This is a genomic window from Phycicoccus sp. Soil802 (assembly GCF_001429605.1).
Lineage (GTDB): Bacteria > Actinomycetota > Actinomycetes > Actinomycetales > Dermatophilaceae > Pedococcus.
On record NZ_LMSS01000003.1, the window covers coordinates 123,742 to 137,037 of the forward strand.

Here is a 13,296-nt window from a genome sequence, read left to right on the forward strand (position 1 = left end):
ACGCGTCAGGCGTCGCCCTCCTGCATGGCCTTGGGGAGGTGGCCGGCCGACTTCTGGTAGTACTGGGCCGCCTTCCGGGTCACGATCACCTTGGCCGCCCCGACCGCGAGACCGGTCAGCGCCGCGAACGCGATGGCGTCCTTCCATGGCGTCCGCGGGTCGCGCGGGTCGACGACGGCGTCCCGGCCGGCCTTCTTCCAGACCGTGGTGACCAGCTTGTTGGCGATGACGCCGGCGAGCACCGCCGACCCGGTCCCGAGCACTCGCCACACCAGTGGTCCCATGTCGCACCTCTCCCGTTCCGATCGCCTGCCGATCGCTGTCCCGGCCGCGGCAAACTGCTGCTGACCTGCGCCTCCACCCTGTCACATCGTGGAGTAGTCTTCGACGCGTAACGACAGGGGAGCGCGCAAGCGCTGAGAGTGCGGGAGACCGCAGACCCTCACACCTGATCCGGTTCGCACCGGCGTAGGGAGTCGAGATCTCAGACACCTGTCGGGCGAGTGCGCCACCACAGGTGCTCCTCTCCCGGCAGCTGTCTCCCCGAGGTATCCACCGGATCCCACGGGAGAAGAAAACATGAGCACCACCAACACCCCGGCCACCTCGGCCGGCAGCACCTCGTCCACCTCGCCCACCTCCACCCCGCCACGTCGCGGGAGCATCCGCGCCAGCGGGCAGCTCTGGGGTTGGCGGACCGTCGACCTCCTGACGGTCTCCTTCCTCGGCGCCGCGTTCGGCGTCGCCTACTGGGCCTGGGGTCTGGCCTACACCGCACCGGCCGCGGGGCTCGAGGCCCTCTTCCCGCCGCTGCAGGGCATCACGGGCGCGCCCTGGTTGATGGCCGGGGTCGTGGGCGGCCTGGTCATCCGCCGCCCGGGCTCCGCCCTGCTCTGCGAGGTCGTGGCGGCCCTCGTCTCGATGCTTCCCGGCACCAAGTGGGGTTTCACCACCCTCGTCTCGGGGATCTTGCAGGGTCTCGGCGCGGAGATCGCCTTCCTGCTCCTCGGGTATGCCGCGTTCGGCCTCGGTGCCGCACTCCTCGCCGGCGCCCTCTCCGCACCGCTGGAAGCTCTCTACGAGTGGCAGACGTGGTGGACGGACTGGGACCTGGGCTACAAGCTCGCCTACGCCGGCATCCTCACCGTCGCGGGCGCGATCATCGCCGGTGGCCTCGGGTGGCTGCTGACGCGAGGGCTGGCCCGAGCTGGCGCCCTGGGCGCCTTCCCCGCAGGGCAGGAAGCCCGGGAGTCACACGCTGTCTGACCACCCCGGTCCCGGCGCCCCGTCGGGGCGCCGGGGTCAGCTCGAGGTCCGGGGACTGACCTGGCGGCCCTACGGCCGTCGCGACCCGGTCATCCCCGGACTCGACCTCGACATCCCGCCCGGCCAACGGGTCCTGCTCGTCGGCCCCAGCGGTTCGGGCAAGTCCACGCTGCTGCGAGCGCTGGCGGGCGTGCTCGAGGTCGCCGACTCGGGTGAGCGCGGCGGCACCGTGCTGCTCGACGGCGCCGTCCCGGGGACCCGGGCCGGCGATGTCGGTCTCGTCCTCCAGGAGCCCGGTGCGGGCATCGTCTCGGCGACCGTCGGACGGGACGTGGCCTTCGGCCTCGAGAACATCGGCATGCCGCGGGCGGACATGCCCGCGCGCGTCGCCGCTGCGCTGGCCGCGGTCGACCTCACGATGCCGCAGGACACCCCGACGTTCGCACTGTCCGGGGGTGAGCAGCAACGGCTCGCCCTCGCGGGAGCGCTCGCCCTCGAGCCTGCCGTCCTGTTGCTCGACGAACCCACCGCGATGCTCGACCCGGTGAACGCAGAGTCGGTCCGGCGCACGGTCGACGAGGTCACCAGGTCCCGCGGGCTGACGACGGTCGTCGTCGAGCACCGGCTCGGCCCGTGGCTCGACCTCGTCGACTGGTTGGTCGTCCTCGACCCCACGGGCCGGGTCGTGGCGGACGGCGAGCCTGCTTCGGTGCTCGCCCTGCACGGGGAATCCCTTGCTGCCCAGGGCATCTGGGTGCCCGGGTTCCCCGATCCGCAACCACGCGGCATACCTGCTGGGGTGTTCGAGCCGTCGTCGACGGGCGCCAACGTGCTGACCCTCGACGCGGCAGACGTCACCATCAGAAGGTCGGTGCGGGCGCTCGACGGCTCGACCCGCACCACGGTCGCGGTGCAGGACCAGTGGTTCCAGGCCCGCGCCGGGCAGGTGCACGCGCTGGTGGGCCCCAGCGGTGCCGGCAAGTCGACCCTCCTGCTGGCGCTGGCCGGGCTGCTGCGTCGGCAGGGTGGGGAGGTGCGGCTACGGCCCGACCTGGCGGTCGACGGGCAGCGCGACCCACGCGAGCTGGGCACGATCGACCTGGCCCGCCGGGTGGCCTGGGTGCCGCAGTGGGCCAGCTCCACCATCGTCAGCCACACCGTGCTCGACGAGGTGATGACCACGTCCCGGGCCGTGGGGCTGGTCGAGTCCGAGGCGCGGGTGCGGGCCCGGGCTCTGCTGGCGCACCTCGGTCTGGCCCACCTGGAGCAGGCCGACCCCCGACACCTCTCGGGCGGGGAGCAGCGTCGGCTGGCGGTCGCGTCCGCAGTGGTCCACCAGCCAGCCCTGGTCTGCGCCGACGAGGCCACCGTCGGTCAGGACCGGCTGACCTGGGCTGCCGTCATGGGCATCGTCGAGGGGTTGCGAGACACGGGGGCGGCGATCGTGCTGACCACGCACGACGACGCCGTGACCACGCGGGCGGACGCGGTCACGGTGATCGAGCGACCCGTTCAGCCGCCACCGGCACCGGTCCGCCGTCGCCCGCTGGTGGCCCGCGCGGGCCCGCTGTCGCTGTTGGCTGGCGCGAGCCTGGCGATCCCTGCGGGGGTCGTCTCGCCGCGGTGGTCCACCAGCCTGCTGGTCCTGTCCGTGCAGGCCGTGCTCGCGGTGATCGCGCTCTGGGCGCCGGGCCGGGGACCGGCCCCCACCGGTCGGCTGCGCGGCGTGCTCCTGCGGCTCGGCCCCGGGGTGCTCGGCGCCCTCTCGGTGGCGTGGTCCACCTGGCTGCTCGGAGGCCACGAGGGTGGCACCGCGTTCACGGCGGGGCTGCGGGTGCTGATCATCGTGCTGCCCTCGGCGGTGCTGATCCAGCACGTCGACGCCGACGCCCTCGGTGACCACCTCGGGCAACGGCTCCGTCTCCCGGCCCGCCCCGTCGTGGCCGTCGCGGCGGCGTTGCAGCGGGTGCACACCTTCGGGGAGATCTGGTCGGAGATCGCGCGGGCCCGCCGGGTGCGCGGGATCGGCGCCACGGCGCGTTCCCCGCGCTCGGTCCTCGCCGAGCTGTGGGCGCTGACCCTGGGGATGCTGGTCCGGTCGTTGCAGTCCGCGGCGGCGCTCGCGGTGGCGATGGACTCGCGAGGTTTCGCCACGGCATACCGGCGCACCTGGGCTGCACCCGCGCCGTGGCGACGCGCCGACTGGCTCGTGGTCGCCGCCAGCCTGGTCCCCCTCGCGGTGGCGGTCCTCGTCCGCTGATCACCGGGAGACCAGCGACCCCTTGCGGCGCGTGGGCGACCGGAGCAAGGTGACCTCATGAACCGTGTCAGCGACGCCGCGGGTCCGTCCTCACCGGACCAGATCCGCAACGTGGTCCTGGTGGGAGCGAGCGGGGCCGGCAAGACGGCACTGTTCGACCAGCTCGTGGCGGCCCGGATCCCGGGCCGCCGCGCTCGTGAAGGGGGCGACCTCGCCGCCACGCAGTCCCTGACGGCGGCCTCGATCCCGACCGGCGAGGTCACTCTCAACCTGCTCGACACCCCCGGTCACCCCGACTTCGTGGGTGACGTGCGGGCCGGCCTGCGGGCCGCAGACGCGGCCATCTTCGTCGTCGCCGCGGCGGAGGGCGTGGACGAGCCGACCCGACTGCTGTGGCGCGAGTGCGAGGTGCTCGGTATGCCGCGTGCCGTCGCCGTCACGCGCCTCGAGCAGGCGCGGGCCGACTTCGAGGCGACCGTCGACGGGTGCCAGCGCGCCTTCGGGGATGCCGAGCCGCTGGCCCTGCCGCTCGTGGTCGACGGCGCGGTCACCGGACTGCTGAACCTGTTGCGCCGCACCGTGACCGAGCAGCGGCCGGGTGGCGGTGAGGCCGACCGGGAGCCCAGCAGCGACGAGGGTGAGCTGATCGACGCCCAGCGGGGCGAGCTGATCGAGTCCGTGATCGAGGAGTCCGAGGACGAAGGGCTCCTCGAGCGCTACCTGGGGGGCGAGGAGGTCGACACCGAGGCCGTCTCCGGCGACCTGCGCCTCGCCATCGCGACGGCCCGCTTCTTCCCGATCCTGCCGACCCATGCTCCCGGCGGCGTGGGTGTCGAGGCGCTGCTCGAGCTGTGCGAGAAGGGTTTCCCGTCTCCGGTGGGGGCAGCAGTCCCCACCGTCTACACCCCGGCCGGCGGGGACTTCGGCACGGTGACCTGCGACCCCGCGGGTCCGCTCGTGGCCGAGGTCGTGCGCACCACGACCGACCCCTTCGTGGGTCGTCAGTCGCTGGTGCGGGTGTTCTCCGGCACGCTGCGACCTGACGAACCGGTGCACATCTCCGGTCACCTCCAGCACTTCGCGAGCCACCTCGTGGACGAGCACGCCGACCACGACACCGATGACGAGCGGATCGGCCCGCTCTCTGCGCCGGTGGGTGACGAGACGCGGCCGGTGGCCGCCGGGATCGCCGGTGACGTGGTCGTCGTCGCCAAGCTCGCGGGTGCGGAGACCTCGGACACGTTGTCGCGCAAGGACAAGCCGGCCCTCGTCGAACCCTGGCTGCTGCCCAACCCGTTGCTGCCCGTGGCGATCCACGCCAGGTCGAAGGGCGACGAGGACAAGCTCGCGACCGCGTTGCAACGGCTGGTCGCCGAGGACGTCACCATGCGGCTCGAGCACAACGCCGAGACCCACCAGCTCGTGCTGTGGACGATGGGCCCGGCCCACGTCGACCAGCTGATCGCCACCCTCGACTCCCGCTACCACGTGCCCGTCGAGGTCGAGCCGGTGCGGACGTCGCTGCGCGAGACCTTCGTCCGGCCCACCAAGGTGCAGGGCCGGCTCGTGAAGCAGTCGGGTGGACACGGCCAGTACGCCGTCTGCCACCTCGAGATCGAGCCCTTGGAGCGCGGCGCGGGCATCGAGTTCGTCGACAAGGTCGTCGGGGGAGCCGTGCCCCGCAACTTCATCCCCTCGGTGGAGAAGGGCGCCCGCAACCAGCTCGAGAAGGGGGTGCTGGCCGGCTACCCCGTGGTCGACGTGCGCATCACCCTCGTCGACGGCAAGGCCCACTCGGTCGACTCCTCCGACATGGCGTTCCAGACCGCCGCCGGGATGGCGCTGCGAGAGGCCGCCAACGACTCGACGGTCGCCATGCTCGAACCCGTCGACGAGGTGCACATCGACGTCAGCGACGACGCGGTCGGCGGGGTGCTGGCGGACCTGCGCGGCCGTCGCGGTCAGGTGCACGGCACCGAGCCGTCCGAGGTCACCGGGCGCACCGTCATCCACGCCGAGGTGCCGGCCCACGAGCTGGCCCGCTACCCGGTCGACCTGCGCTCGGTCTCACACGGCACCGGCAGCTTCACCCGCAGCTTCGTCCGCTACGACTACATGCCACCTGCCCTCGCCCGCGAGGTGACGGCCGGTTGACGTCCCGGGCTTGCGTCTGTTGGAAGCGAAACTGCCGGATCTCCGGAAGTTTCGCTTCCAACAGACGGGGGCCGGGTCAGTCGAGGACGATGAGCGGCGTCTCGGACCGGCCGCGCCGCGCGAGGTAACCGTGCCAGAGCAGCCGCGCCGCGGTCGACCGGTGCGGTCGCCACCGCTCGCCCACCAGCTCGAGGGCAGCCTGGTCGGGCACCACGTCGAGGCGCAGGGCCTCGGCCGCCGCCACCTGCAGCGCGCGGTCGCCGACCGGCCAGAGGTCCGCGCGGCCGAGACAGGCGAGCAGGTAGACGTCGGCGGTCCAGCGCCCGACACCGGGCAGGGCGATGAGCGCTCGCCGCACTTCGTCGTCGGTGAGGGCATCGAGCCCGGGCAGGTCGAGCTCGCCGGTCACGACCGCTGCGGCCAGGGCGCGCAGGTAGCGGTCCTTCTGGCGCGACACCCCGTCGACCCGCAGCTCCTCGGGGGTCGTGGCCAGCAACGGCTCGGGGCCCATGGTGCCCACGCGCTCGAGCACCCTGCGGTAGGCCGCGGCAGCAGACGCCAGCGACACCTGCTGCTCGAGGATGAACAGCACCAGGCTCGCGAACCCCGGTGGCCGCAGCCACAACGGAGGTATGCCGTGCTCGGCCACGAGCGCGGCGAGGTCGGGGTCGTGGGCCGTCAGCTCCGACACCGAGCGCGCGAAGAGTCGGTCGTCCACGTGCCGCGACGCTACCCCCAGCTGACCCGGACCGACCGCGTGGTCAGCCGGCGCGCAGCCGCCGCCGCTCGTCGCGCAGGGCCTGCAGCTCGGCCCAGTAGTCCCGGGTCGGGTCGGTGTCGGCGCGCGAGGCCTCAGGAGCCCGCGCGGGGGCGGACGGGGTGGGGACCACCCTCAGGTGTGACGAGCGCTTCTCGGCCATGACGCCCACGGTAGGACCCCCCACCGACAGCCACGCGGCATACCGGGTCTCAGGAGTGGGCCACTGGCCGAGATTCCGCTGCGACTCGTTGACCCAGTTCCTCGCCACCGCACCCCTGACGCCGGGACTTCTGGCCACTGGTGTCGCGCGACGGCCGCGAGACCGGGGGTCGGTGCGGCACGGCTGGCCAGAAGTCGGGGGTGAAGTGGGGGCGGATTGCTCGCTGACGGTCAACCGCGAGAGGCTGGCCGCATGCCCGAGGTGTTCGCAGGTCTGGTCGACGTCCACTACGGCTTCATCGACCTCTACTCCGACCCGGACGGCAGCGGCGACGAGTCCGACGACCTGCTCGGGGCGCGCCGCGGTCAGGCGAACGGGCTCGTGGGCGCGCAGGTCCCGCACCAGCTCGGCATGGTCACCGGCCTCCACACCGGCGAGGTCCCCCTGGTCGTCACCTGGAGTGAGGGTGCGCCCGAGGTGGACGAGGAGTGGGAGGACGTCGTCGAGGTCTCGGTCGACCTGTCCACGCCCGACCTGACGATCGCGACGTTCGAGAGCGCGTACGGCTGCACCATCCCCCAACCCGGCTGGCACCGGGCGCGCTACTGCGTCGCCGGCATGGACGAGGGGCAGGAGCTCGACACCCCCGAGGACGACGAGACCGCCCCCGACCGCTACCTCCTCCAGCTGTGGCCCGCGCCGCCCGGCCCCGATGCCGTGCTCCGCGAGGGCAGCGAGATCGCCGCCTACTGGCACGGCGTCGCTCGCGGCGAGGAGTGAGGCGAGAAAGGTCGCCCGGCCGGGAACAATCTCCTCACGCACGAAGTTGAGCCGAGTGAACGCAAGTTTGGCGCCAGGATTTGCCATGCGGCATACCGGCTCGTAACTTGAGTGCAGGCAACTCAACCCAGCGTCACCCAGACACACAGGAGATTCACCATGGCACGTGCGGTCGGCATCGACCTCGGTACCACCAACTCGGCCGTCGCCGTCCTCGAGGGCGGGGAGCCGACGATCATCGCCAACGCGGAGGGCGGTCGCACGACCCCGTCCGTCGTGGCGTTCTCCAAGGGCGGTGAGGTGCTGGTCGGCGAGATCGCCAAGCGCCAGGCCGTCACCAACGTCGACCGGACGATCCGCTCCGTCAAGCGCCACATCGGCACCGACTGGAAGTCGCCGGAGATCGACGGCAAGACCTACACCGCGCAGGAGATCAGCGCCCGCATCCTGCAGAAGCTCAAGCGCGACGCCGAGTCCTACCTCGGTGAGGACGTGACCGACGCCGTCATCACCGTCCCCGCGTACTTCGACGACCACGAGCGCCAGGCCACCAAGGAGGCCGGTGAGATCGCGGGCCTCAACGTGCTGCGCATCATCAACGAGCCCACCGCCGCGGCGCTCGCCTACGGCCTCGACAAGGGCAAGGAGGACGAGCTCATCCTCGTCTTCGACCTCGGTGGCGGCACCTTCGACGTGTCCCTCCTCGAGGTCGGCAAGGACCCGGAGGACGGCTTCTCGACCATCCAGGTCCGCGCGACCAGCGGTGACAACCAGCTCGGTGGCGACGACTGGGACGAGCGCATCGTCAACCACCTCCTCACCACGGTGAAGAACACCTCCGGTGTCGACCTGTCCAAGGACAAGATCGCGATGCAGCGGCTGCGTGACGCCGCGGAGCAGGCCAAGAAGGAGCTCTCCTCCTCGACCAGCACCAACGTGTCGATGCAGTACCTCTCGATGTCCGAGAACGGCCCGATCCACCTCGAGGAGACGATCAGCCGCGCCCAGTTCGAGCAGCTGACCAAGGACCTGCTCGACCGGACCCGTCAGCCGTTCCAGAACGTCATCAAGGACGCCGGCATCGCGCTGGCCGACATCGACCACGTGGTCCTCGTCGGTGGCTCGACCCGCATGCCCGCCGTGAGCGCGCTCGTCAAGGAGCTCACCGGTGGCAAGGAGCCCAACAAGGGCGTCAACCCGGACGAGGTCGTGGCCGTGGGTGCGAGCCTGCAGGCCGGTGTCCTCAAGGGTGAGCGCAAGGACGTCCTGCTCATCGACGTCACGCCGCTCTCGCTCGGCATCGAGACCAAGGGCGGCCTGTTCACCAAGCTCATCGAGCGCAACACGGCCATCCCGACCAAGCGCTCCGAGGTGTTCTCGACCGCCGAGGACAACCAGCCGAGCGTGCTGATCCAGGTCTTCCAGGGTGAGCGCGAGATCGCGCAGCACAACAAGCAGCTGGGCACCTTCGAGCTCAGCGGCATCGCGCCCGCACCCCGTGGCGTGCCGCAGGTCGAGGTCACCTTCGACATCGACGCCAACGGCATCGTCAACGTGTCCGCCAAGGACCGTGGCACCGGCCAGGAGCAGAAGATCACCATCTCCGGCGGCTCGGCCCTCGCCAAGGAGGACATCGAGCGGATGATCAAGGAGGCCGAGGCGCACGCCGACGAGGACAAGAAGCGTCGCGAGGAGACCGAGGCCCGCAACACCGCCGAGAACCTCGTCTACTCGACCGAGAAGTTCCTCGGCGACAATGCCGACAAGCTCCCGGCCGACGGCCGTGGCGACGTCGACGCCGCCCTCGCGGACCTCAAGGAGGCCCTGAAGCCGGAGTCGGGCGCCTCGCTCGAGGACATCTCGGCCAAGACCTCGAAGCTCTCCGAGGAGTCGCAGAAGCTGGGCACCGCGATGTATGCCGCGGCCGCCGAGTCCGAGCAGGCCGGCACCGCCGGTGACGGCGCGGCGTCCGACGACGCCGGCTCCGCCGACGCGGGTGCGTCCGACGACGACGTGGTTGACGCCGAGGTCGTCGAGGACGACGAGGAGAAGAAGTGACCGACCAGGCCCCCACGCCTGACGGTGCCGAGGGGGTGGTGGGCGCCGGCGAGACCGCGCCGCCCACCACCGCCGAGGCGGCCCCGCTGCAGGGTGACATCCTCGACGAGGGTGCCGGCCCGCAGCACCCTGGTGACGCCACCGAGGCGAGCGACTCGACCAGCAACCTCAGCACCTTCGAGGGTGCCCAGGATGCGGACCTGCACCCCGACACGGTGCTCGCGGGGGAGCGGCTCGCCGACCTGCAGCGCCTGCAGGCGGAGTACGTCAACTACAAGCGTCGCGTCGACCGTGACCGCGCTGTCGTGCAGGAGCGGGCAGCCCAGTCGGTCATCGAGGCGTTGCTCCCGGTGCTCGACGACATCCACGCAGCGCGGGAGCACGGCGACCTCGCCGACGGCCCGTTCGCGGCCATCGCCGACAAGCTGGAGTCCACCCTCGGCAAGTTCGGGCTGGAGCGGTACGGCGCGGCGGGTGAGCAGTTCGACCCCAACCTGCACGAAGCCCTGATGCACACCGCCTGGCCGCAGGACGGTTCGGTGCAGCCGACCGACTCGACCACCGTGGTCCAGGTGCTCCAGCCCGGCTACCGCGCGGGCGAGCAGATCCTGCGGGCAGCGCGCGTCGCCGTGGCCGATCCCGAGTGACGGCAGCATCATTCACCGCATGACCCCGACCGCAGGTTTCCCACCCAATCGGAACGAAACCTGCACCGCACCGCCGAGAGGAGGGCGCCGACATGGCTAGCCAGGACTGGTTCGAGAAGGACTTCTACGCGATCCTCGGCGTCCCCCAGGATGCCGACGACGCGGCGATCAAGAAGGCCTACCGCAAGCTCGCCCGCGCGCACCACCCGGACAAGAACCCGGGCGATGCGGCTGCCGAGCAGCGCTTCAAGGACGTCGGCGAGGCCAACTCGGTGCTGTCCGACCCGGAGAAGCGTCGCGAGTACGACGCGGTCCGCCAGATGGCCCGCGGCGGTGCCCGGTTCACCGCCGGTGGTCCCGGTGGGGGTGCGGGTGGCTTCGACGACGTGTTCTCCACGATGTTCGGGGGCGGGGCAGGGCGCGGTGGCACCCGCGTGCGGTACTCCACCGGCGGCGGCGCGCAGCCTGACCTCGAGGACATCCTCGGGGGGATGTTCGGCGGAGGTGCCGGCCCGGCATACGGGGGCACGGGGTTCCGCGCGCCCCAGGGGCCGCGCAAGGGCGCGGACCTGACCGCGCGCACGAGCCTGTCTTTCCGCGACGCCGTCGAGGGCGCCACCGTCACCCTCGGCACGACCGATGGTGGCCAGATCACCACGCGGATCCCGGCCGGGGTCAAGGACGGACAGAAGATCCGTCTGCGCGGCAAGGGCCAGCCCGGCGACGCGGGGGCTTCGGCCGGCGACCTCATCCTCACCGTCGCGGTCGAGAAGCACCCGGTCTTCGGGCGTGAGGGCGACAACCTCACGATCGAGCTCCCCGTGACCTTTGCCGAGGCGACGCTCGGGGCCACCGTGGGCGTGCCCACCCTCGACGGGTCCACCGTCAAGGTGCGGGTCGCGCCGGGCACGCCCAGCGGTCGCGTCCTGCGGATCAAGGGCCGGGGCGTGCCGGTGAAGGACAAGCCGGGTGACCTGATGGCCAAGGTCAGCATCGTGGTACCGCAGCGGCTGTCCGACGAGGCGAGGGCCGCGGTCGAGACCCTGCAGGCCCTGGACGAGGGGTTCGACCCGCGGGCCGAGCTCTTCGCGAACGCGAGGCGGTGACCGGTCGTGGACGACGCACGCTCGTTCTCCCCCGACGACGACTCCCCGATCTTCGTCATCTCGGTCGCGGCCACGCTGGCCGGCATGCACGCCCAGACCCTGCGGCAGTACGACCGGCTCGGCCTGGTCAGCCCGTCGAGGACACGCGGTGGCGGACGGCGCTACTCCGGGCGCGACGTCGCGATGCTGCGGGAGGTCCAGCGCCTGTCCCAGGAGGAGGGCGTCAGCCTCGCCGGCATCCAGCGCATCCTGGAGCTCGAGAACCAGGTCGCTGCCCTGCGCGGTCGGGTGCTGGAGCTGACCGACGAGCTGGAGCGTTCCCGGCTCGCGTCGCAGGCGCGATCCACCTCCCGCGTGTTCGCCGTCGGCCCGACCGGTGACGTGATCGCGGTGCGGGCCGGACAGCGCCCCCGGATGCAGCGCTCGCAGGCCCTGGTGGTCTGGCGTCCGAGCCACCACTGACCACGGCACGAGGGCGGGCCGGCACGCCTCGCTCCGACCAACGCACGGGCCGGCACACCAAGAGCCCCCACCTCGCACGACGATGGGGGCTCTCGGCCGGCGCCGGCGCAGTCTGGAGGGGTGCCGGGCAGGTCAGGCGGACACCTCGTCGCGCAGCGGCGCGGTGGCCAGCAGTGCCCGGTAGTCCTCGATCTGCAGCTCACGGAGCAGGCCGGCGTAGACCTCGGGACTGACGCGGAACTTGCTGCCGTTCTCGAGGTGCCTGATGTAGGACGGGTCGACCCCCAGAGCCGCGGCGAGGTCGGTCACCGCACGGCCCCTGGCCTGACGAATGACGCGCAGTGCGTAGCCGTGCACCTCGATCACGTGGTTTGGGGGTGTTTCCCTAGGCATGACCACGAACATAGTCATGACCGGGTGATCCGGCAAGAGTTCTGCCCAGGTGTCGGCAGAATGTGCCGTGATCGAGCGAGGTGACCCCGGTGTCAACCCACGACGCGCCGGAGTTGGGTGCCCTGGTGGCCAAAGCGTGACTGAACGGGACTAGAAGTGACTGGATGTGACTGGCAAGATGCGCAGCATGAATCGTGAGCAGCTCGAACGCCTCGGCCAACGCGTCGAACGGGCCCGTCTCAGCCACGGGTGGAGCAAGGAGCAGGCGGCCAGGGAGGCGCGCATCTCCTCGATCACGTGGAAGCGTGTGGAGGACGGGCTCGGGGTCCAGGACGTCAAGCGAGCCAAGGTGCTCGAGGTCCTGGGGCTGGACGACCGTGGTGAGCCTGTCGGTGGGTCGGCGCAGGATGGGGGCTTCGTGACCGCCCCGGGTCAGCGGTTGCGGTCCGGGGTCAGTGACGAGGAGGTCCTCGCGCTGATCGACGACGTGAGGAGCAGGCTTGACGCCATCGAGCGACGGATCCGGGGTTCCTGACCCCTGGGCGGTGCTGCGCGAGATGCGCGACGTGGTGCTGGTGCGGCAGCCCATCGCCGAGCCCGGTCGCTACTACCACGGCCGCCGGGCGATCGTCCTGCGCTCCGGTCGCAGCCTCGAGGAGGAGCGCTGCTCCCTGTGGCACGAGCTGGTCCACGCCGAGCGGGGCGACGTCGAGTGCAGCGGCTGGACGGCCTCGGCCACCGAGCGCCGGGTCGAGCGCGAGGCGGCCCGACGGGCCATGCCCCTCGACGTCATGGAGCGCCGACTCGCCCTCGCGAGCGACTGGGACGACTTCGTCTGGCACATGAAGGTGCCCGAGCGGTGGGTGCGGTTCCGGCTCACCCAGGCCGCCCCGGCCGAGCGCGCCCGGCTGCGCCGGGCCTGCCGCTGGGCCGACTGACGCCACCCGCCCGGCATACTCGTCCTGTGAGTGAGCACCTGCTGGTCTTCCCCGACCGTGAGACCGCCGACGACGCCGCCGCCGAGCTGGCCCATGAGGGCTTCTCCGAGGTCCGCGTCGTCCGGGAGGCCTTGGCGGGGGAGGACGACTCGGAGGACCACGAGTGGGCCGTCCACGTCGTCGAGGAGATGGTCGCCGACGAGTCCGGACCGGTCGAGTCCGGGCTGCGCGACCGGTTCAGCGCCCTGGCCGAGGAGCACGGCGGCTGGTACGACCCGGAGCCGGCCACCCCTGCCTGACCCCCGTGGCCAG

At 71.7% G+C, this 13,296-nt stretch carries 15 protein-coding genes and 1 riboswitch; of the genes, 11 read left to right on the forward strand and 4 right to left on the reverse strand.

Annotation, left to right across the window (positions count from 1 at the left end):
• Nucleotides 1-5: 5 nt before the first annotated feature.
• Complete coding sequence (locus tag ASG91_RS07125; RefSeq protein ID WP_056921952.1) at nt 6-284, reverse strand: DUF4235 domain-containing protein; 279 nt, start codon at nt 282-284, stop codon at nt 6-8.
• 105 nt (nt 285-389) lie between these two features.
• Nucleotides 390-492: riboswitch (TPP riboswitch) on the forward strand.
• 87 nt (nt 493-579) lie between these two features.
• Between ASG91_RS07125 and ASG91_RS07130 the strand changes: the two genes are divergently transcribed.
• The 3 genes from ASG91_RS07130 (at nt 580) to ASG91_RS07140 (ending at nt 5,680) form a co-directional block, all read left to right on the forward strand.
• Nucleotides 580-1,266, forward strand: a complete 687-nt coding sequence (locus ASG91_RS07130) for an ECF transporter S component (RefSeq protein ID WP_056921953.1) — start codon at nt 580-582, stop codon at nt 1,264-1,266.
• A 91-nt stretch (nt 1,267-1,357) separates the two neighbouring features.
• Nucleotides 1,358-3,526 (forward strand): ATP-binding cassette domain-containing protein, encoded by a 2,169-nt coding sequence (locus tag ASG91_RS07135; RefSeq protein WP_371262041.1) that lies wholly within the window; start codon nt 1,358-1,360, stop codon nt 3,524-3,526.
• Nucleotides 3,527-3,583: 57 nt separating this feature from the next.
• Nucleotides 3,584-5,680, forward strand: a complete 2,097-nt coding sequence (locus ASG91_RS07140) for an elongation factor G-like protein EF-G2 (protein ID WP_056921955.1) — start codon at nt 3,584-3,586, stop codon at nt 5,678-5,680.
• A 76-nt stretch (nt 5,681-5,756) separates the two neighbouring features.
• Here the strand turns inward: ASG91_RS07140 and ASG91_RS07145 are convergent, their stop codons facing one another.
• Together ASG91_RS07145 and ASG91_RS20875 are read right to left on the reverse strand one after the other, a co-directional pair.
• Nucleotides 5,757-6,398 carry a DNA-3-methyladenine glycosylase gene (locus ASG91_RS07145; RefSeq protein ID WP_056921956.1) on the reverse strand — a complete coding sequence of 214 codons (642 nt, stop codon included), beginning with the start codon at nt 6,396-6,398 and terminating at the stop codon, nt 5,757-5,759.
• A gap of 43 nt (nt 6,399-6,441) precedes the next feature.
• Nucleotides 6,442-6,600 (reverse strand): hypothetical protein, encoded by a 159-nt coding sequence (locus ASG91_RS20875; RefSeq protein WP_162257516.1) that lies wholly within the window; start codon nt 6,598-6,600, stop codon nt 6,442-6,444.
• A 252-nt stretch (nt 6,601-6,852) separates the two neighbouring features.
• Between ASG91_RS20875 and ASG91_RS07150 the strand changes: the two genes are divergently transcribed.
• The 5 genes from ASG91_RS07150 (at nt 6,853) to ASG91_RS07170 (ending at nt 11,653) form a co-directional block, all read left to right on the forward strand.
• Nucleotides 6,853-7,380 carry a hypothetical protein gene (locus ASG91_RS07150; protein ID WP_056921957.1) on the forward strand — a complete coding sequence of 176 codons (528 nt, stop codon included), beginning with the start codon at nt 6,853-6,855 and terminating at the stop codon, nt 7,378-7,380.
• A 159-nt stretch (nt 7,381-7,539) separates the two neighbouring features.
• Complete coding sequence (gene dnaK / locus ASG91_RS07155; RefSeq protein ID WP_056921958.1) at nt 7,540-9,438, forward strand: molecular chaperone DnaK; 1,899 nt, start codon at nt 7,540-7,542, stop codon at nt 9,436-9,438.
• Entirely contained in the window at nt 9,435-10,085 is a 651-nt protein-coding gene (gene grpE / locus ASG91_RS07160) for a nucleotide exchange factor GrpE (RefSeq protein WP_082593982.1), read from the forward strand. The genes dnaK and grpE overlap by 4 nt, the downstream gene beginning before the upstream one ends.
• A gap of 92 nt (nt 10,086-10,177) precedes the next feature.
• On the forward strand, nt 10,178-11,191 hold the full coding sequence (locus tag ASG91_RS07165) for a DnaJ C-terminal domain-containing protein (RefSeq protein ID WP_056921959.1): 1,014 nt from the start codon (nt 10,178-10,180) through the stop codon (nt 11,189-11,191).
• 6 nt (nt 11,192-11,197) lie between these two features.
• A complete protein-coding gene (locus tag ASG91_RS07170) occupies nt 11,198-11,653 on the forward strand; it encodes a heat shock protein transcriptional repressor HspR (RefSeq protein WP_056921960.1) in 456 nt (151 codons plus the stop codon).
• A 132-nt stretch (nt 11,654-11,785) separates the two neighbouring features.
• On the opposite strand, the gene ASG91_RS07175 is transcribed toward ASG91_RS07170, so the two are convergent.
• Nucleotides 11,786-12,046: a helix-turn-helix transcriptional regulator gene (locus ASG91_RS07175; protein WP_162257517.1), complete on the reverse strand. Its 261-nt coding sequence runs from the start codon at nt 12,044-12,046 to the stop codon at nt 11,786-11,788.
• A 187-nt stretch (nt 12,047-12,233) separates the two neighbouring features.
• Here ASG91_RS07175 and ASG91_RS07180 point away from each other — a divergent pair, with 187 nt between their 5' ends.
• From ASG91_RS07180 to ASG91_RS07190, 3 genes are read left to right on the forward strand one after another with little or no spacing between them, the layout of a single operon-like run.
• Nucleotides 12,234-12,581 (forward strand): helix-turn-helix domain-containing protein, encoded by a 348-nt coding sequence (locus tag ASG91_RS07180; protein ID WP_162257518.1) that lies wholly within the window; start codon nt 12,234-12,236, stop codon nt 12,579-12,581.
• Complete coding sequence (locus ASG91_RS07185; protein WP_157581690.1) at nt 12,547-12,984, forward strand: ImmA/IrrE family metallo-endopeptidase; 438 nt, start codon at nt 12,547-12,549, stop codon at nt 12,982-12,984. The genes ASG91_RS07180 and ASG91_RS07185 overlap by 35 nt, the downstream gene beginning before the upstream one ends.
• A 26-nt stretch (nt 12,985-13,010) precedes the next feature.
• On the forward strand, nt 13,011-13,283 hold the full coding sequence (locus ASG91_RS07190; protein WP_056921964.1) for a ribonuclease E inhibitor RraB: 273 nt from the start codon (nt 13,011-13,013) through the stop codon (nt 13,281-13,283).
• The last annotated feature ends 13 nt before the right edge of the window (nt 13,284-13,296 follow it).